This window comes from Gluconobacter thailandicus F149-1 = NBRC 100600 (assembly GCF_000964465.1).
GTDB classification, from domain to species: Bacteria; Pseudomonadota; Alphaproteobacteria; order Acetobacterales; family Acetobacteraceae; genus Gluconobacter; species Gluconobacter thailandicus.
On sequence record NZ_BANH01000044.1, the window covers coordinates 1 to 20,050 of the forward strand.

Annotated in this window: 15 protein-coding genes; 7 read left to right on the plus strand and 8 right to left on the minus strand. The window is 56.7% G+C overall.

Features of this window, described 5'->3' with window-relative positions; all coding sequences use genetic code 11:
• Nucleotides 1-27: 27 nt before the first annotated feature.
• Nucleotides 28-2,247, plus strand: a complete 2,220-nt coding sequence (locus tag B7444_RS11870; protein WP_007281543.1) for a pyrroloquinoline quinone-dependent dehydrogenase — start codon at nucleotides 28-30, stop codon at nucleotides 2,245-2,247.
• 45 nt (nucleotides 2,248-2,292) lie between these two features.
• On the opposite strand, the gene B7444_RS11875 is transcribed toward B7444_RS11870, so the two are convergent.
• Nucleotides 2,293-5,082, minus strand: coding sequence for a TonB-dependent receptor domain-containing protein (locus tag B7444_RS11875; protein WP_007281544.1), 2,790 nt, complete (start codon nucleotides 5,080-5,082; stop codon nucleotides 2,293-2,295).
• Between the two features lie 193 nt (nucleotides 5,083-5,275).
• On the opposite strand from B7444_RS11875, the gene tyrS reads away from it, so the two are divergent.
• Genes tyrS through B7444_RS11900 form a run of 4 tightly spaced genes read left to right on the plus strand, consistent with a single transcriptional unit; the run spans nucleotide 5,276 to nucleotide 8,889 of the window.
• The gene (gene tyrS / locus B7444_RS11885) at nucleotides 5,276-6,526 is read left to right on the plus strand and encodes a tyrosine--tRNA ligase (protein WP_007281546.1); all 1,251 of its coding nucleotides are present in this window, start codon (nucleotides 5,276-5,278) and stop codon (nucleotides 6,524-6,526) included.
• Between the two features lie 25 nt (nucleotides 6,527-6,551).
• Nucleotides 6,552-7,166: a hypothetical protein gene (locus B7444_RS11890; protein ID WP_007281547.1), complete on the plus strand. Its 615-nt coding sequence runs from the start codon at nucleotides 6,552-6,554 to the stop codon at nucleotides 7,164-7,166.
• Complete coding sequence (locus tag B7444_RS11895) at nucleotides 7,163-8,287, plus strand: sensor histidine kinase (RefSeq protein WP_007281548.1); 1,125 nt, start codon at nucleotides 7,163-7,165, stop codon at nucleotides 8,285-8,287. Before B7444_RS11890 ends, B7444_RS11895 begins: the two co-directional genes overlap by 4 nt.
• Nucleotides 8,284-8,889 (plus strand): response regulator transcription factor, encoded by a 606-nt coding sequence (locus B7444_RS11900; protein ID WP_007281549.1) that lies wholly within the window; start codon nucleotides 8,284-8,286, stop codon nucleotides 8,887-8,889. Before B7444_RS11895 ends, B7444_RS11900 begins: the two co-directional genes overlap by 4 nt.
• A 19-nt stretch (nucleotides 8,890-8,908) precedes the next feature.
• Here B7444_RS11900 and B7444_RS11905 read toward each other — a convergent pair whose 3' ends face one another.
• From B7444_RS11905 to rpe, 4 genes are all read right to left on the minus strand, one after another.
• On the minus strand, nucleotides 8,909-10,135 hold the full coding sequence (locus B7444_RS11905; RefSeq protein WP_007281550.1) for an SMP-30/gluconolactonase/LRE family protein: 1,227 nt from the start codon (nucleotides 10,133-10,135) through the stop codon (nucleotides 8,909-8,911).
• Between the two features lie 117 nt (nucleotides 10,136-10,252).
• Complete coding sequence (locus tag B7444_RS11910; protein WP_007281551.1) at nucleotides 10,253-11,371, minus strand: glycosyltransferase family 4 protein; 1,119 nt, start codon at nucleotides 11,369-11,371, stop codon at nucleotides 10,253-10,255.
• 10 nt (nucleotides 11,372-11,381) lie between these two features.
• Nucleotides 11,382-13,067 (minus strand): heparinase II/III family protein, encoded by a 1,686-nt coding sequence (locus B7444_RS11915; RefSeq protein WP_007281552.1) that lies wholly within the window; start codon nucleotides 13,065-13,067, stop codon nucleotides 11,382-11,384.
• Nucleotides 13,067-13,741: a ribulose-phosphate 3-epimerase gene (gene rpe, locus B7444_RS11920; RefSeq protein WP_007281553.1), complete on the minus strand. Its 675-nt coding sequence runs from the start codon at nucleotides 13,739-13,741 to the stop codon at nucleotides 13,067-13,069. The genes B7444_RS11915 and rpe overlap by 1 nt, the downstream gene beginning before the upstream one ends.
• Before the next feature lie 159 nt (nucleotides 13,742-13,900).
• On the opposite strand from rpe, the gene B7444_RS11925 reads away from it, so the two are divergent.
• Nucleotides 13,901-15,160, plus strand: coding sequence for an AGE family epimerase/isomerase (locus tag B7444_RS11925; protein WP_007281555.1), 1,260 nt, complete (start codon nucleotides 13,901-13,903; stop codon nucleotides 15,158-15,160).
• Here the strand turns inward: B7444_RS11925 and B7444_RS11930 are convergent.
• The 3 genes from B7444_RS11930 to B7444_RS11940 all read right to left on the minus strand — a co-directional run bounded on the left by B7444_RS11930 (nucleotide 15,157) and on the right by B7444_RS11940 (nucleotide 18,727).
• Nucleotides 15,157-15,717 (minus strand): YdcF family protein, encoded by a 561-nt coding sequence (locus tag B7444_RS11930; RefSeq protein ID WP_007281556.1) that lies wholly within the window; start codon nucleotides 15,715-15,717, stop codon nucleotides 15,157-15,159. The genes B7444_RS11925 and B7444_RS11930 overlap by 4 nt on opposite strands.
• A 26-nt stretch (nucleotides 15,718-15,743) precedes the next feature.
• Complete coding sequence (locus tag B7444_RS11935; RefSeq protein ID WP_007281557.1) at nucleotides 15,744-16,973, minus strand: MFS transporter; 1,230 nt, start codon at nucleotides 16,971-16,973, stop codon at nucleotides 15,744-15,746.
• 422 nt (nucleotides 16,974-17,395) lie between these two features.
• Nucleotides 17,396-18,727, minus strand: a complete 1,332-nt coding sequence (locus tag B7444_RS11940) for a lipopolysaccharide biosynthesis protein (RefSeq protein WP_231502809.1) — start codon at nucleotides 18,725-18,727, stop codon at nucleotides 17,396-17,398.
• 42 nt (nucleotides 18,728-18,769) lie between these two features.
• Here B7444_RS11940 and B7444_RS11945 point away from each other — a divergent pair, with 42 nt between their 5' ends.
• Nucleotides 18,770-19,888 carry a hypothetical protein gene (locus B7444_RS11945; protein ID WP_007281559.1) on the plus strand — a complete coding sequence of 373 codons (1,119 nt, stop codon included), beginning with the start codon at nucleotides 18,770-18,772 and terminating at the stop codon, nucleotides 19,886-19,888.
• Nucleotides 19,889-20,050 lie beyond the last annotated feature (162 nt).

Below are 20,050 nucleotides of genomic sequence, written 5' to 3' on the forward strand. Positions count from 1 at the left end.
CCGTCGTACTCTCAGAGGAGCCGTCTGATGCGCCGGCCTTACCTGCTCGCAACAGCCGCAGGGCTCGCCCTTGCCTGTTCGCCGCTCGCTTCTCACGCTCAGTTCGCACCCGCAGGATCGGGCGGTCCGCCTTCCGCGACCATTCCCGGCCCTGGCAATGCAGATGAGCCAAAGGAAAACACACCCCCCAACCCAAGCTATTTCGCAGGACCGTCGCCCTATGCCCCACAGGCGCCGGGTGTGAATGCGGCCAACCTGCCGGATATTGAGTCAATCGATGCCTCGCAGGTGCCAGCCATGGCTCCGCAGCAAAGCGCAAACCCGGCCCGTGAGGACTGGCCCGCTTATGGACGGGATGACAAGGCCACGCGCTATTCCCCTCTGACGGAACTGAACCCGGAGACAGTAAAGCGCCTTGAACCAGCGTTCGTGTATCATACCGGCAGCTATCCGCGTCCCGGACAGGCCAACAAATGGGCCGCAGAAACCACACCGATCAAGGTGGGAGACGGCCTCTATATGTGCTCGGCGCAGAACGACATCATGAAACTCGATCCTGCGACGGGTAAGGAGATCTGGCGTCGCAACCTTGGCGTCAAATATGAAGCCATTCCGTACACGGCAGCCTGCAAAGGCGTAACGTATTTCATGTCTTCCGTCGTGCCGGAGGGCGAACCCTGCCATAATCGCATCATCGAAGGCACGCTGGATATGCGCCTCGTCGCCGTCGATGCGGCAACCGGCGAATTCTGTCCGGCTTTCGGCCACAACGGTCAGGTCAACCTGATGCAAGGCCTCGGTGAATCCGTTCCGGGCTTTGTTGCCATGACGGCACCCCCACCAGTTGTGAACGGCGTTGTAGTCGTCAACCACGAAGTGCTGGACGGTCAGCGCCGCTGGGCACCATCAGGCGTGATCCGGGGCTATGATGCGGAAAGCGGGAAGTTCGTCTGGGCCTGGGATGTCGGCAATCCGGACGATCACAGCCAGCCCACGGACAACCGTCATTACAGCCGTGGAACGCCAAATTCCTGGGCCGCCATGACAGGCGATAACGAGCAGGGTCTGGTTTACGTCCCGACAGGCAATTCCGGCGGCGACTATTTCAGCGGTCTGCGCAGCCCGGCGGAAAATGCAGTTTCAACATCCGTCGTAGCGCTGGACGTCAAAACCGGCTCCCCACGCTGGGTGTATCAGACCACCCGCAAGGACGTCTGGGACTATGACATGGGTTCTCAGGTCACGATGATGGATATGCCGGGTTCGGACGGCACACCTACACCAGCCCTAATTGTGCCGACCAAACGTGGCCAGACCTTCGTACTGGACCGCCGTACCGGCAAGCCGATCCTGCCGGTTGAGGAACGCCCCGCTCCTGCAGGGAATGTGCCCGGAGACAGTCGCGCGCCTACGCAGCCCTGGTCCGTTGGAATGCCTGCTCTTCGGATGCCGGAGCTGAAGGAAAAGGACATGTGGGGCATGTCCCCGCTGGATCAGCTTTACTGCCGCATCAAGTTCCGCAGTGCGCATTATGATGGTGAGTTCACAGCCCCAAGTCTCGACAAGCCATGGATCATGTATCCAGGCAACAATGGCGGCAGCGATTGGGGGTCCATGTCCTATGATCCGCAATCTGGCATCCTGATTGCGAACTGGAACGCCTCGCCCATGTATGCACAGCTCATCACGCGCAAGAAGGCGGATTCTCTAGGCCTGATGCCAATCGACGATCCAAACTACAAGCCCGGCGCAGGGGCTGCAGAAGGTAACGGCCCGATGGAAGGCACACCCTATGCCATCGCCATTGCCCCCTTCTGGGACCCTGTCACCAAAATACTGTGCCATCGTCCGCCCTACGGCATGATTACGGCTATCGACATGAAACATGGCCAGAAGGTGCTGTGGCAGCATCCGCTAGGCACAGCACGCGCCAACGGCCCATGGGGACTGCCGACGGGTCTGTCATGGGAAATCGGCACTCCGAACAATGGTGGCTCCGTCGTGACGGCGGGTGGCCTGATTTTCATTGCAGCGGCAACGGACAACATGATCCGCGCCATTGATGAACATACTGGCAAGGTTGTGTGGAGTACGGTGCTGCCGGGTGGGGGTCAGGCCAACCCGATGACGTATGAAGCCAACGGGCATCAGTACGTTGCCATCATGGCCGGAGGGCACCATTTCATGATGACGCCGATCACGGACCAGCTTGTGGTTTACGCACTGCCTGATGCCATCAAGCACTGAAACCGAAGGAGGCGTCCCAAAAGGATGCCTCCTTCTTTTTGAACCTTAGAAATCCACTCCGACCTGAGCAAACATATATCGGCCCGGAATAAACCCCGAATACTGCGCAACCGCTGTGTTGGATGCGCCATCCACAACGAAAGGTGGCTGACGGTTGAACAGATTGTTGACGCCCATATTAACCGTCCATCGCCCCGTTCGATAGCCCAGCGTCACGTCCTGAAGGAAAACACCCGGCGAACGTGTGCGTCCGGCCGTCTGTGGGGCCAGATCGTTCGTGCCGTCATTCCAGCGCATGCCCCCTATATACTGCACCATGTAGGTCAGGCTGAACGCGCCATGCTGCCAACTGACTGTGGTATAACTCCGCTCCCGAGGCATCCCGCTGCCCGACAGATACAGCAGTCGTCCCGTGTAATTCCGCCATGCCCCACCGGGTGTGTACTGCTGAAAATAGCCGATCAACTGCTGATAGTTTTCGGACAGAGACAGACTATCCTGCGGCCCCAGACGCATCCGGTATGTCAGGTCGATGTCCAGGCCATTTGTCCGCAGGCCACCAAGATTCTGCTGAATGGCGGAAATCGCCGTAAGCTGCCCGCTCGTGGACCGTGGGGACACAAGAGAGCACAGCTGTGGTTCCGTACCCGTATAGCATCCGTCCAGAATATACTGCGTACCCGGTGCGGAAATCATGTTCTGCAACGTGTAGTGCCAGTATTCGACGGACAATGAGAGATGCGGCACCCAGTGCGGTGTGACGACTGTTCCAATCGTGTAAGTGCGACCCGTTTCAGGTTTCAGCGCCGTATTCCCGCCTGACAACGTGGGCAACTGCCCCACGAACGCCGAACTGAACGTCTCCGGATTAATCCCTTCAGACAGGCACCTTGCCCGAACCGTTCCAGCCCGCGCTCCATAGGCTCCAGCCTGACTGCATGGGTCGGACGCAGACGGATAACTCAGCGTGCGGCCACCATAGAGACTGTAAATACTCGGTTGGCGGTAAGACGTTCCCAGTGTGGCGCGAAACGCGATGTCTTGAACAGGTGCCCAGTGCAGCCCAACCTTCCAGTTCTTCGTCGTTCCAAACGTATTATACGCCGAGACACGCCCCTGAAGATCCACGGTCAGATCCCGGGCCAGAAAGGCATTTTCAAAAAGTGGAATTTTCCCCTCGACATACCCTTCCGTCACATGGAAACCGCCGCCCGTATAAGCCGTTGTCGCGCCCGTGGAATCCCCACGCTCCACAACGGGATCGGGCTTGTAGCTAAGCTGTTCGCTTCTATGTTCCATCCCGAATGCCAGCCCGATCTGGCCGCCGTGACGGTATGGCAGGCTCAGAACATGGTTGTTGTGGAAGCGCAGGTTGACGTCCCGCATCTGGTAATCCGCATGATCATGCTGCGTGAAACGGACGTAATTCGCGGCCTGCTCCGAATACGGCGCGAAAGGATTTTGCAGAACGCATCCTGACGCTGCCACGCAGATATCCGGATTATATCGCACCGCGCTCGACGAACTGGATGGATCAAGCTGTTCCGTTCCGGTCGTTTCCAGCAGGTGACGATAATTAACCATATTCTGCGTCTGCGCCGTTAACTGACTGACGCCATAGGTCATGGACGCATCATATTGCCAGTCCCCGACAATGCGACCCTTCGCCCCTCCCATGACGGTCCAGGTATCAACCGCAAAATCGTTCTGCCGATATCCGACATCTTCCATCCGCTTTGTCACGGCATAATCCTTACCCCACGGATTATCGGGGCTATCCGCGGGGATAATCCATGAGGACGGCAGGCTCGACGGCGGAATACTGCCCTGAACCGGAGCCGGCGAGAGCTGACGGGACGCTGTCGTGTGGCTGTACCGGATATTGGAATAGAGTGTGACGTGTGCGTTCAGATCGTAATGGGCATCACCAGACAGAGCCGCGTTCTGATGATAGTTCTGAAGCATTGACCCTTCGGCAAAATTGTACAGATCCGAAGACTGGAGCGAGCGAAAACCACCATTTCCATCAGAGACCATTTTCTTTCCCGTTACGGGATTAAACGCCACGCCGCCTGGAATGATGGAAGAGCCAAAACTCGGAGCCCCTGATGCGGGATTATCATTCTGCGGAAGCGCAGCCCACTGGCGATCCCGCGAAGAAATCGGCCCGGTCGTATCATACTGGCCGAACAGCGTGACGTTGCCGCGCCCATGATCGAAATTGAACCCTTTATAGCCGGAAATCAGCCCAGAGCGGCTATCGCCATATTGTGTGATACCGCCCTTGATCGTCAGGTTGCCTCCCGTCAGATCATGTTTCAGCCGGATATTGATGACACCTGAAACAGCATCCGCTCCGTAAAGCTCAGACCCACCATCCTTCAGGATTTCAATCCGGTCGATCTGCTGCACGGGAATAGCGTTGAGATCCACACATTCCGATCCCGCATTCATGGCCGTGCGCTTGCCATCAATCAGAATAAGAACACGCCCCTGCCCCATATTCCGCAAATCCGTGCAGGACACACCACCACCGCCATTCGTACGCGTGTTCGGGGTTCCTGATGAGCCGACGGAGGGTAATCGTGTCAGATAGTCTCCAAGAGAAATGGCCGAGGTCTTCTGAATATCTTTTGATGAAATGATCTGAACCGGATTGGCCGTCCTGTTACCTGCCCCACCCAGATATGACCCCGTGACCACAATATCTTCCGCTTTCGAGGACTTCACACTCTCCGTTCGCTCGTCAGCAAAAAGCGTCGGGCTCCACATCATGCCCCCCACCAGAGCCGGGTAAAACGGGCGAACGGCTTTGTAGAAGAACCGGAGACGCATAAGCGGAAACACACTCAGATAATATGTTACGATATAACATACCTCTATTATCCAACCTCTCTGGCATTCAAGCGACAAACCATGACCACCACATTGCAACCCACATCTGTACGCCGGGCGGTCGTGCTTTTGCGGATGTTATGATAGACAATCCCTCCCTTCTTTTCTGACAGTGCAGCAGCAAGACCGATCCATGCCAAAGAGTCCGTTCCTTCTCGAAGCCCAGGCACGCGGCCTGATCTTCCAGTGCACCGACCTCGATGCCCTCGATGCCGCCATGCAGGCTGGACCGATCACCGCCTATGTCGGCTTCGATCCAACGGCAGACTCCCTGCATGTCGGCAATGCCATGTCCATCATGGCGCTGCGTCTGCTTCAGAAGCACGGTCATCGCCCGATCGCCCTGATGGGCGGCGGCACAGCCAAGATCGGTGATCCGTCCTTCCGTGACGAAGCCCGTTCGCTCATGACGAACGAGACCATCACGCACAACATCGCTGGCATTGAGCAGTCTCTGCGCCAGTTCATCACCTTCAGCGATGAAGACCCGTCCAGCGGCGCCATTCTTGCCAACAATGCGGAATGGCTGGACAAGCTGTCCTACATCAACCTGTTGCAGGACGTCGGCGTTCATTTCTCCATCAGCCGCATGCTGTCTTTCGAAAGCGTGAAGCAGCGTCTGGACCGTGAGCAGGGGCTGACTTTTCTGGAGTTCAACTACTCCATTCTCCAGTCCTATGATTTCCGTGAACTGAACCGCCGGCATGGTGCCGTGCTTCAGATGGGCGGCTCGGACCAGTGGGGCAACATTGTCGCTGGCATCGACCTGACGCGTCGGACCGATGGCAAGCAGGTGTTTGGCCTCACCACACCTCTCGTCACCACGTCTTCCGGCGTGAAGATGGGTAAGTCCGCGCAAGGGGCCACATGGCTACGTGCCGAAAAGCGCTCGGTCTTCGATTACTGGCAGTTCTGGCGCAACACCGAAGACGCCGATGTTGGCCGCTTCCTCAAGCTCTTCACGGATCTGCCTGTTGAGGAATGCGAGCGTCTGGGTGCGCTTGAAGGGGCAGAAATCAACGAGGCCAAGAAGATCCTTGCCACGGAAGCCACGGCCATCTGTCATGGCCGCACAGCAGCAGAAGAAGCAGCTGACACGGCCCGCAAGGTCTTCGAACAGGGCTCCACGACGGCCGCTCTTCCGGAAATCGATCTTCCCGCCAACATGCTGGCAGAGGGTCTCCCGGCCTTCCGCGTGTTTCAGGAAGCCGGTCTGGCTGCCAGTGGTGGCGAGGCCCGTCGCCTGATCCGTGGTGGCGGTGGGCGCGTGAACGATGCTGTCGTTTCAGATGAAAACCAGCTCTTCACGCTCAGTGACCTGCGCGACGGCACGCTGAAGGTGTCTTCCGGCAAGAAGAAACATATTCTTATCCGTCCTGTCTGAATCTGACAGATGTCATGGTGAGGTCATGACCACCTTCACTGTTCCAGATCATGGCGTATGTCATAATCTTTCCGGAACAATGGAGTCGCTGGTCATGACACGTCAGAAGAACTGGAAAGCCCTTTTCACCGATGCCGCCGGTCTGGCCTTCGCGGCAATCTGGGCCATGCGCGGAGCCACAGCAGCCCAGCTTCCAAAACCCGTCATGGTGGCGTTGCTTGCGGTCATCAGCCTGACCGTTCTGGCGGGATTTGCCTATCGTGACCTGATCCAGTGCAGACCGGAGGGTGTGCAGGATGCCGCCCTGCTACGACGGGTCAAAATCATGCGCATCGTCGCCATCACCGTCATGATCACAGCCGTCCGCTCTGCCCATCATGCTGAACTTCTGTACCCGCTCCTCGGCTGCATCATCGGCCTGTCCTACATCCCGATGGGCCGGGCCATGCAGGAGCCGGTCCATATCATCGTGGGCGGTGTGATCGTTGGTATCTCCGCTCTTTCTTTCCTGCTGCCAGAACCGCTACATCTTGAAGTCGCAGGGTTCGGAACCGCGCTGGCAATCTGGGCCGGCTCCATCCTGCGTCTGCGCAATTCCGGAACCTTGTCCTTTCAGCCAAGGAACGCCCTCTCCTCATGATGGCACAAGAGACCTTCATTCCTCTTCCCGGAAGCAAGGAAGACAACTGGCCGAGCTTCAACCGGTACCGGGTCTCCTATCTTGTCTATCTGCTGATCTATCCCATCCCCTGGCTGATCCACGGATCAGCCACCGTGCCCGCCGTCCTGTTTTCCGTAGCAACACTCGGCATCTTCCTGCTGCTCTATTTCGCGCCTTACAGGAATGATCGTTACTACGGCCTCCCCGAAATCATTTTCACCGCACTTCTGGGTTTTGCCACATCGTGGACGCAGGCAGACTGGATGGTCTTTAACATCTATGCCACAGCAATGTGCGCGTGCTTCCAACAGCGACGGCAAGCGCTCCTGACCATTCTGGGACTTCAGGGGGCCTTGTTCGGTTTTGTCTGGTTGCAGGACAAGTCCATGCTCCATGCCGGTTTCGGGGCATTTTTCAGCGTCATCACCTATATCGGGACCTGGATGCAGTGGAAGCTGGGCCTTCAAAATCTTCAGCTCCGTAAAGCCCAGCATGAAATCCGCACACTGGCCGCCACAGCCGAGCGCGAGCGGATTGCGCGGGACATGCACGACCTTCTCGGCCATTCCCTGACCGTGATTTCCGTAAAAGCCGAGCTCGCCACCCGCCTGTTTGAAACACAGCCCGACCGTGCCCAGCGCGAAGTGCAGGACATCACACAGATTGCCCGAACGTCTTTGAAAGAAGTGCGTGAAGCGGTCACAGGCATGAATGGCGCGTCCCTCCAGCATGAACTGGATCGGGCCGGCAAAGCCCTCGAAGCCGCTTCCATCAGCCTGACCGTCCATCATGCTGAACATCTGGCTGACCATCCACAGAGCAGCGTGCTGGCCATGGCTCTTCGTGAAGCCGTCACGAACGTAATCCGCCACTCCGGCGCACGGAACTGCACCATCAGCTTCGGCTGTGACACACAGGGGCAACCCTGCGCCATCCGGATCGAGGACGATGGCACGTCCCATTCTGGCCGGTCCCCGGCACCGCCCCAGGAAGGCAATGGCCTGCGCGGAATGAGAACACGACTTGCCGCTGCGGGCGGTTCCCTGATGCTAAGCCACACACCCCGTGGCCTTCGACTGACAGCGAGTATTACCCCATGATCCGTCTCATTCTGGCTGAAGACCAGGCCATGCTGCTGGATGCGTTCGAAGCTCTCCTTGGCCTGGAAGAAGACATTCAGATCGTGGGACGGGCGGCAGACGGGCAACAGGCCCTGCAACTCGCCGCAACCCTGCGCCCGGATGTCATCATCACCGATATCGAAATGCCACACATGACCGGCATCGAACTGGCCGAACGGGTTCGTGAACAGGGCCTTCCCAGCCGCGTCATGATCGTGACGACCTTTGGCCGGGCCGGCTATCTGCGTCGTGCGCTTCAGGCGGGTGTGCGCGGTTACATGCTCAAGGACGCCCCGATTACGCAACTGGCCGATGCGATCCGCAAGGTTGCCGCTGGCGGCCGCGCTATCGCATCCGATCTGGCGGAAGCCGTCTGGGATGCTCTTCCCGATCCACTGTCAGACCGGGAACGGTCCATGCTGCGTCTGGCCGAAGCGGGGCGCACCAACAAGGACATTGCCGAGGAGCTTTCCCTTTCGGCTGGAACCGTCCGCAATTATTTCTCGGAAATTGTACAGAAACTCGATGCCCGGAACAGAATTGAAGCCGGTCGCATTGCAAGGCAGAACGGCTGGCTCTGACACCAGCCGCAATACCCGTTCAGGAGGGCGCAAAGCCCTGCACGCCCACCTGAAGCACGAAGAGTGACCCGGCAGCGCACATGAACAGATGGTCGCGCTTTGGACCACCGAATGTCAGGTTCGAGCATCCCTGAGGCAAGCGAAGCCGACCAATCAACTTACCGGCCGGATTGAAAACAAACACCCCGCACAGGCCAAGTGGGCCCGATGCGCCACACCACAGATTTCCGAACACATCTACGCGGATACCATCCGGGTTAAGCTGCGCTCCATTGAGCTTCATGTCCGCAAAAATACGCCCGTTGGAAAGGCTGCCACCGTTCACGTCATAGACGTGGATCGCCTGATCGCCTCCCACCTTCTGCCCCGGCCCTTTGGGCGTCGAGACAATATACAGCGTCTTGTAGTCCGGAGAAAAACACAGGCCGTTCGGATCATGCAGATCCTTTTCCTGAAGGACGGCCTGAAGTGTTCCATCCGGGGAAATGCGAAAGACATGGTCAGTCTGGCGTTTCGTCCCGCCAATTTCGCCCGTCAGTTCACGGCCGATATTCCAGCGGATTTTTCCGTCCGGATTGGTCGGCCCACCGGGTTCATCCGCATGGCCTTCCGTGATGTTCGTGCCATAACCGGGATCCGTGAACCACAGGCTACCATCAGGGTGCGGCACCACGTCGTTGGGGGAGTTCAGTCCCTTCCCCTCAAACTTATCCGCGAGAACCTTGACACTCCCGTCATGTTCCCATCGCACCACACGTCGGAAAAAATCTTCGCAGACGACAAGCCGACCGTCGAAGTCAAAACAGTTGCCGTTGGCTGCATATCCATCAGGCCGGAAATCCGTAATTTCTCCGGTTTCCCAGATATAGCGCAGAGCACGTGAACGAATGACATCGCTCAGAACCAGAAAGCGTCCTTCACTGCTCCAGGCTGGGCCTTCCAGCCAACCACCCTGATCCCAGACCCGTCGGATCGGAGCCGCAAAATACGTCAGATCCCGGAAGGACGGATCAATCGCAATGACATCCGGATCCGGAAGGTAGCCAGGCCCCGCTTTCGCCCCCCAGGAACGTGGTGGCTGACTGATCACGCTCGGTGGCTCTATCGTCCCCGGTATTGCCGCTGCCTTGGCTTTGACCGCGCCCAGACAGGCTAAACCGGCGGCTCCGGACAGCACCTGTCGGCGTGCCAGAGAAATACCAGACCGGCTTTTTTCTTCAGTCTGAACCTTTGTTCCGTCAGACATTGCCCCTCACTCCAGATAGAACACATCTATTCTGGTGCGTTTTCTGAAGAGCGGAAATCAACATTTCGGAATAACAGGCGAATACCAGAGACTTTTCAAAATGCCCCGTCCAACGCCTTATTGTCCCTCAACCTCGATCAGCCGCACAACCCGATCCATGATCCGCTTTTCGCTATAAGACGCAACAGCCCGCTGACGCCCGCGCTCCCCCATCGTACGGGCTCGTGGCAGATCCTGCGTCAAAGACCTCAGAGCGCGGGATAATGGCGCTGACAGGCCCGGCGGCACCAGATACCCGGTCTCTCCGTCCACAACCTGTTCCCGCGGACCACGAACATCCGTGGCGACAACCGGCAGTTCCGTCAGCATCGCTTCAATGACGGACATAGGCAGACCTTCAAAATGGCTTGGCAACGCAAACACATCCGCCGCAGCCAGCAGGTCCGGAACATCTTCCCGATACCCCAGCATCCGCAAACGGTCGCCCAAACGGTCTCTGGCTCTTTCAAAAGACGGTCCGAGATCGTCCCCATGATCGGAAAGGAGGCGCTCACCCACAACCCACAACTCAGCTCCCGGCACATCTTCCATGGCCCGAAGCAGTTCCGGATGCCCCTTGTGGCGCACCAGCCGGGACACCACGATTACGACAGGCCGATCTTCCGGAACACCCAACTCCTTGCGGATGCGCGCCCGGACCAACGGGTCAGCGTGATAGCGCTGCGGGTCACGCCCATTTCCGATTGCAAGGGGATGACTGTTTAAATGTAGCCGTCTTGCATCCCGCGCTTCTTCTACAGAGACGGTCATGTAAAGCGTGGTGATGCGCCCTGCTGCCCATTCCAGAACAATAGACAGCAGGCGTCGCGCCAGAGAACCGGGTTGATTGAACAGGAAACCGTGGCAGGTATAGGCAATGACCGGAACGCCACAGAGCCGTGCCGCAAACCGGGCCAGAATCCCGCTGATTGGCATGTGCCCATGAACGACATCCGGCTTTTCCCGCCGGATCAGTCGAACGAGCGCCACAAACGCCCGAAGCTGCGCCACCGGAGACAGAGACCGCGCCATCGGAACCGCGTGAACCACAAACCCATCAGCGCGTACCGGAGCCAGATGCGGCCCTTCCGCACACGCCCCCTGAACGTCATGCCCGGCGTCCCGCAGGGCTTTCATCAACGGAAACAGGAACTGTCTCAGGGAGAAATCAACATTCGTGATTTCAAGGATCTTCACAGAACGACCTTTATTCCGGGATGCGTTCCAGCAGCCATGTCACCGTCTGGGAGACAGTCTGCAACGGCTTGGTAGGCGGCGTTTCGGGTTTAGGCGTTTCCGGCTTCACGTCGTCTGGCTTATCCGCACTTTCCGTCTCGGGTTTTTCCACGACCGGAACCACCTTCCGAAGCGATGCAATCACGATCTGCTTCGTTGCTTCCCGTCGGCCACGCGCCAGATAGACGTCATCTTCCAGCAACAGCATTCCGCCCTTCTGACGGAAGCGCCAGATCATGCCACCGACCTGGAGGATGATATCCTCATCATCGCGGGTGACACGCACATCCGGATGAATGTGAAAGCGCAGAGCAAAAGGCGTTTCGCGTTCGCCTTCAAGGACCTCCTGCCCGCGCAGGTCTTCACCATCCGCTCCCAGATACAGACGTCGCGTCCATTTCACGCCTAGTGGTGGGTGATACCCGTCATGGGACAGGTCAAGCCAGTGAGCCTCACCGCTGGTCTGGTGCTCACACGTGACGTGCGCCGGACGACGGGTTACATGCCCGTTCAGACCGAAATCCGATGATGAAAGACCGTCCGCAACCAGCACCGTATGAGACGCGCTGGCACGAAGCGCCTGTTCCCATGCGCCTGTTTGTGCACTGCCACAGTTGACGAACAGACGATGCCGCTGGTTCGAGAACTCGAAGGACAAAGTACCCGCATGGGCCGTGCGGTCATATCCGGCAGACGCAGGGGGCCCACTATCCACAAGGAGCAAAGACTTCCCCAGCGCCAGGCGCGTAAATTTACCCTGAGGCATGGCTGGGGCAATCAGCTTCTGGCGAGATCCCAGCGCAAGAACATCTTCCACCGCCGCGCTGTAGCGCTCTCCAGAACCGTTAAAGACAGCCAAACCACCATCCCCATGCCGCATGGCACGCAGAACAGGGCACACTCGATCCAGAGCCATATCGAGAACCGGAGGCACACTGGAATGGGCTGTGCGGAACATGACGGACATTTCCGCCAGTTCACGCGCCGTCTGGTACTGCGCCTCGGGGGAACGCTCAATCACCACCCCATCCGGCAGGATCAGGCGTTCGATTTCAAACGGCAGATAACGCAGAAACCGTGTCATGAAGCCAGAATGATCCGGCATGGCCAGAGCTGCCGCCAGAAGACCACGCAGAGCCGTCAGTCCACGCCACCCTTGTGGCTCCAGTGGCAGAAGGGCCGCAATGGTGCGACCTTCCACCAGCATCCGCTCCATCAGCTTCTGCTGAAGTTTCCGATCAGCAGAGGCAAGACAGAATTCATGATTGGCCAGCCAGGAAGAAAGGCGCCCTCCGGTAACGCAGGCATCTTTCACCAATGGATCGGTCGGCGGATGCGCCAGCCAGTCCCCGACCAGTGCACGGGCTGTCAGACGGGCATCGTCACTGCCAAGAGCACGAAGGTCACGCAGCCATGCAAAACTGTGCAGCCACTGTTTCGCAGGTTCCGGCCATGGACCACGCTCCCACTTGCCGCGGGGCAAATCGTAATCCTGTCGATCAAACCGAAAACGACCCGCGACAAGGCGGGCGCCCTGCTCGGCATCCCCTTTCCACGGGTCGCGATAAACATACACAGGCCCTTCCAGGGCGGCACCACCAACAGGCAAACGTGCAAAAGAAAGCTTAGCGTCCTTGATCCAGCGACTAATGGGCATCAGGCACTGTCTTCCTTGAATGGACCTTCAAGGGCGTGAATGGCTGAATCGCGATCCGCTTTTCCAAAAATTGCAGACCCCGCCACCAGCATTCTGGCACCTGCTTCAACCACGCGCGGAGCCGTCGTCGGATCAACTCCGCCATCAATTGCCAGAATAATATCCCGGCCGCTGTCCTTGATCATGCGGGCCAGCGTCCGGATCTTCGGAAGCTGACTTTCCAGGAAGCTCTGACCACCAAAACCCGGATTCACGGTCATGACCAGAATGATGTCCACCAGATCCAGAACCTGAGACAATGCTTCCGGCGGCGTTGCCGGGCAGATCGCGATTCCGGGACGGCAACCCAGAGCACGGATGGTCTGGAGCGTCCGATGAACATGCGGTGCATTTTCCACATGAACCGTGATGTGATCCGCACCGGCTTTTGCCGTGGCTTCCAGATACGGGTCGACCGGATCAATCATCAGATGCACGTCGAACTTCGCGTCCGTGTGCTTTCGCAGCGCAGCGATAACCGGTGGGCCGAAGGAGATGTTCGGCACGAAATGACCGTCCATCACATCCAGATGCAACCAGGGCGCACGGGAGATGGATGCAATCTCATCTCCAAGACGGGCGAAGTCGGCAGCCAGCAGGCTGGGGGCGACAATGATCGGTGATCGTTCTGTCATGACTTATGTATCGGCAAAGCAAACTCCAGACGCAAGACAGTTCCGCACATGCCCGCGTGTTCGTGAGCGACACAGCATTCACGCCTCCGGGAACCCGATGGTCTCTGATGCGTCCTCAATGACACTGGCTGATGATTACAAACGCAGTGTGGAGTTTTTATGTCCGACCGCCTTTCTCCAATCCTTTTGAGCCGCGACGCCTGGATCCGTCGTCCATCCCACCGGGCGTGGCTCGAAATGCAGGGGCGCAGGCTGCTGGATTTCAGCAAGGAAGGCTGCATTGACGGCGGCTTCGCAGGACTGGATTTGCAGGGCAACCTGCCAGACGGTGCCAAGCCGGAAGCCACCCTTACCGCACGTTGTGTCCATGCTTATGCCACGGCAGAACTCCAGGGCATTCCGGGCAGCGCGCCTCTTGTTGCACATGGCGTCAATGCGCTTCTGACCTCATTCCGCGATCAGGAACATGGCGGGTGGAACCATTTTGCCGATCGTCCCCATGACTCCAAGCAAGCCTATCTCCACGCTTTCGTTGCCTTGGCAGCTTCCTCTGCTGTGCTGATTGGTGTGGAAGACGCAAACACCCTTCTCAAAGACGCCATTCATCAGATCGAGACGCATTTCTGGTCCGAGGAAGAAGGCGTCATGCGCGAAAGCTTCGCAGACGACTGGTCAGCCGAGGAGAACTACCGTGGCGCCAACAGCAACATGCACTCCACCGAAGCCTTCATGGCGCTGGCGGACGTTACCGGGGATATAAAATGGCTGCACCGCGCCCTGCGAATCGTCACAAAGTTCGTTCATGAACTGGCTCCCCAGCAGGGCTTTGCCATGCCGGAACATTTCAGCCGGGACTGGGATCTGCTGCGGAACTACCATGAAGACAAGCCCACAGACGATCTTCGCCCCTATGGCATGACACCCGGACATTTCGTGGAATGGTCCCATCTGACCGTGAAACTTGAAGCCGCCCTTCTACGCCGCGGTGAAAAAGCCCCCGGCTGGATGCTCCATGATGCACAGGCGCTGTTTGAAACCGGCATGAAAGCCGGCTGGAACGTCGATGGCCTGCCGGGCATGGTTTACACGATCGACTGGGAGCACAAACCCCATGTTCGATCCCGCGTTCACTGGGCCCACGCCGAAGCCCTGACAGCCGCTATCAATTTGTATAAGCGCACGGGCAATCCGAATTACGAGCACTGGTACAGAACGATCTGGGACTACATCGATACGACCCTGATCGATCGCGATTTTGGAAGCTGGTTCAACGAAGTCAGCCCCGAAGGCGAGCCCACCGAACATATCTACAAAGGCAAAGGCGATCTTTATCACGCCTACCAGTCCACGCTTGCCCCCATGATGCCCCTGTCACCGTCCCTCGCCACGGCCATCGAGCAGATTGGCGTTCCTTACTAAACTCCGTCTCTGGAGGGTGGCGTTTTCGTCAGAACATAGACTGGCAGCGCCACGGCCTCCCGAAGCAGATACCAGAGTTCCGGGACACGAAACCGTGCTGGATAAGCGCCTGAAACCCGGTTTACGCCTGCATGGCGCAGCGCCCATTCCGCACGCATGATGTGAAACCATTGTGAGACGACAACCGCGCCATCGGGAGACTCTTCCGCTACATGCAAAGCGGTGAGCCAGGTGTTGTTGCCCTGTGAGTCGACGATGATGTCTGACGCTGGCACACCATGCGCCTCCAGCCAGTGCGCCATGATTTCCGCTTCATCCTGATGGTTTTCCGTCTCGACGGCACCGCTGACCATCAGGGTTCGGACATGATGCTCTTTCCAAAGATTCAGGCCGGTTTCCAACCGATCCTGCAAAGCCGGTCTCGGAACTCCCTGATCCGTTACCGCTGTTCCAAAAATCACAGCCATTTCCGCAGGCTGAACAGAAGATCGCACACCGTACCAGGCGACAGCGCCACACCACGCAGTCAGCAGAAGACCCAGGACACAAAAGGCCATCAGTCCGGTTTTAAAAAGCGAGCGCCTCACAAATGCTTCTCACTCTGCTGCTGGCGAACATGGGTAATGTAGAGCAACGCGACGACTGCGGCCAGAAACCCTGAAAGCGCACCAACGCCAAGAGACCACCTTGGCCCGAACTGGTTGGCCACCCATCCCACAACCGGCGCTCCAAACGGAGACGCCCCGGCAAACACGGCAAATCGGATCGCCAGCACACGCCCGCGCATCGCAGGTTCGCTGGAAAGCTGCATGAAGCTGTTGCTGGTCGCTGTGAACGTCAGGGACGACATTCCCGTGATGATGAGAGCCAGCGCAAAGATCCAGTAACTGGGTGCCAGCGCCGCAAACAGACAGCCCGCACCAAAAATCACGGAGCCCCTTAGCAGGACATCAAAATCCGCCTGCATTCGGCGTGCGGCCAAAAACCCGCCCAGCAGCGTCCCGATCGCCATGGCAGAATTCAGAACGCCATAACCATGGGCACCTACGTGAAAAACACCGACCGCCATGGTCGCAATAAAGATCGGGAAATTCAGCCCGAAGGCGCCTATGATGAACAGCATCACAAGAATGGTCCGCAGATCTTCCCGCGCCCAGACATAACGCAACCCGCTCGTCAGGGCATTGCGTTCGTCTTTCTTTGCACGTTCAAAACGGAACAGCTTATCTCTCCGGATCAGCAGAAGAGACGCCGTTACGCCAAAAAACGACAGGCCATTCAGCATAAACGACCAGCCTGACCCGACCTCCGCAATACAGAAACCGGCCACCGCAGGCCCGATCATGCGCCCGGCATTATAAGACATCGAGTTGATGCCAACCGCATTCGGGAGATCCTTTTCTCCCACAAGCTCGCCAACAAATGTCTGCCGGATCGGACTGTCAAACGCCGCCACGCAACCGCTGAGAAAGGCAAACAGATCCACCTGCCACAGCCGAACCGTACCTGTAACGACCAGAAGCCCCAGACCAACAGCCAGAGTGCCCAAAGCTGCCTGCGTAAACAGGAGGAATTTATGTTTTTCAACCCGGTCCGCAACAAGGCCGGTCCAGAGGATCAGCAGAAGCGGGGGCGCGAGCTGAAGGGCCATAACGATGCCAATGGCCATGGCATCATGGTTTGTCAGTTCTGTAAGGACCAGCCAGTCCTGGGTCGTGAGCTGCATCCATGTTCCAATATTGGAACACACGGATCCCATGGCCCAGATACGATAATTGGGCCGCCCCAGGGAACGGAAGGTCTCACCGAGCACAGGCGATCCTTCGGACTGAAATACAACAGATGGGCGGACAGACGGGCATCCACCCACTCTCAGGAATCTTCCGTTGGATGTCGAGGGTTATTCCATCACGAAGACTTTGGAACCTGTTTGAAAAATCAGTGACGTGTTCTGGGTGTGGACACCAGATCAGACGGAACCTGGGGCCAGAAGCACCGGAAAGACGAAACATTATCCGTTTGAGATGCCGAGAGAAGAACGGGAGCGCATCACGCCTTTGATGCTGCACCCCCGACGCCATGGAAAGCCGCGCAAAATTAAGTTCTGCGTGGTTTTCCAAACAGGTTGTTATTACTTTGGGCTCCAAACGCGACTGTCATGCCAGACGATCCCGTTTTACCTGCATTTCAAGTCAATGAGATGATTGAGAAAACCGAAAACAGGATTTTAGATCTCTACCTTGTCTGAAACCTGGACATCCGGCTTTGACTGCCGACTGCCCGCCAAACGGCCCATCCCGATAGTAATAGCCCCAGGAGGGATGAAATCATCGTGCTCCACGCAGCGCCCATAGCACCCCAGAAGGGCGCCAGAACAGCAAAAGCGGCAAAGAGCACCAACGTCCTGGCAAGACGAACCTTTAATGCACTTCCAGCATAACCTGTTGCAATCAAGGCAGGTTCAAAACTCACACCAATCAGATCAAATGATGCAGAAATTCCCAAAACGACAAGAAGAGGAAACGCATTAAGGTAAGCTGCACCTGCCAGAATTTTCAGAACCGGCTGACCGGCTACACTGACAATCAGGATAATTGTGACTGTTGCTGCAATCGCCAACCCCGTAGAGCGCTGTAACAGTTTTTGGATACTTTTGAATTCATTCATAGCATGCGCCCGGGCCAACTCGGGCAAAACTGCACGCGAGAACATTTCTGAAACTCGAGCAAGTGCCTGACTGAGCTGATACGCCAGCCGGTATTGACCGGCATCCGCCGCACCCGTGTAAATACCTACCAATAAAACAAGCAGATTATTACAGCCCGTACCAATAATCGAATTTAGATTTGTAAGCCACGTAAAACGCCAGATCCCAGGGTTTTCCAAAGGAGCCCGCCAGCCCTGCCGCATATTTGAAAGATTTAGATAGTTGGGCATCACCCGTATGACACAGACCCAGTACACAATAGCCGTAACGATGTCCGCAATCGCCCATGCAATCAAAAAACCTGTGACTGTGGGGTCTAGCATGACCGCAGTCACAGCCCCGAAAAAACGCACCACAGGCGTCACCGCATCTGCCAGTGCCCCCAGGCCGTAACGATCATGCAATCGTAAAAGTCCCACAGCTGTTGAGCGAACTGAAAGCAGCATAACAAAGCAGAATGCCAGCGCAGCATGAGATAAGGGCTGCGACCACCCCAGCAAGGGTGCAAGAAGGATTACGCCCCCCCATGCCAACAAACAGCCCGCTCCCGCTCCAGCTATATCCAGACCAATACAGAATCCGGCCAAGCGTGAAAGCGGGCCATTATCATCATTCTTCGTGTGGTGCACCCCATAGCGGATCACGATCTGCCATGTCTGAAAGCTGACGATTGCCGCAATGGCCTGAGCCGTACCAAAAATAAGTGTGAACTGACCAAATCCCTCACTTTTCAATGTTCTGACAGCCAAACCAAGATAGATAAGGCTTAATACGGCCCCCACACCTTTCCCCGCGAGCAGCCACGCAAGATTTGAGAGGGCACGCCCAAGCAATCCTTTGTCTTGATTATAGGTACTCAATGAGACTTGCTCACTATCCGTAATAAAAACATATACTGGGATATGACGAACATTGCTTTCCTGTACATTGCTGAATCATATCAGTGCTACCACGCTGCGGCAATTGCACTGGAACTGGCCAAATATGACAGCGTAAATATTACAAATTTTTACAATGACCCCGAGACGCCTTATCATCTTGAGCGCGTACGTAAGGCGCTGGATGCTCCCCCGATGGAATATCACCCTCTCCGGCGCTCATTCCCTACGGCATTCATGCAATCAATTCGTCTCCTTGGAATGTTCAAGGATATGGTCCTTCGCGATAACGCCACTGAACTTAACAAATACGATGCAATTGTAACGGTTGAGGATACCGTGTCTTCAGCCAGACGTCTTGGGATATCGCGGCCGCGACTGATTTACAGTCCACATGGTTGCGGAGATCGCGCGCGCGGATTTACGGATGATGTCAAATCCTTCGATCATGTTTTACTTCCCGGAGAAAAATCAGCTCAGAGGATGCTGGATAATGGTCTTATCAATCCCGATAATTATACCATCATTGGGTCTGTAAAACTTGAAACCTGTACTGTTCTTCCACGTACCAATGGACCACTTTTTGGAAACAGTCATCCCATCGTTCTTTACAATTCCCACAAGGCGCGCGGTCTATCGTCCTGGGGGCACTTTATCGAGCCGATGCTGGAGCAGTTCTCACATCAGTCAGATTTCAACCTTATCGTAGCTCCTCATACGAAAATGTTCCGACGTCGCAAACAATCGACGCGAGATCGCTGGAATGCCAGAAGCACCCCCAGGATTATTGTCGACACTGGCTCTGATCAATGCGTTGATATGACATATACTACAGCAGCCGATATTTATGTTGGAGATGCCAGTAGCCAGGTCTACGAATTTCTTGAAGTTCCTCGTCCATGCGTCTTCTTAAACCCGCACAACCTTGCCTGGCGAGAAAACCCCAGCTTTGCCCATTGGCATCTTGGAGATGTCATCAATGACCCGCGCGACCTTCTTCCAGCAATTCACGCAGCATCTGCACGGCACGCCTTATACATAGACCGTCAGAAAGAATGGGCCAGAAAATCACTCGGGCCTACAGCAAAAGGTGCAGCAAATCGTGGAGCGGATGCTATTTGGAATACCGTCCTGTCAAAATAGCGTTGTGAAAATCCGGATTTGTATCCAGCGTATAAAGACTGAGACACAACAGACGTCTGAAGACCTTTCGTGTCCAAGACTTTTTTAGCCCTTAAAGTTCTTACCATATATGGAATGGCGCACCACCATAACCCGATCCGAGAAAACTGCACCTTGATTTCT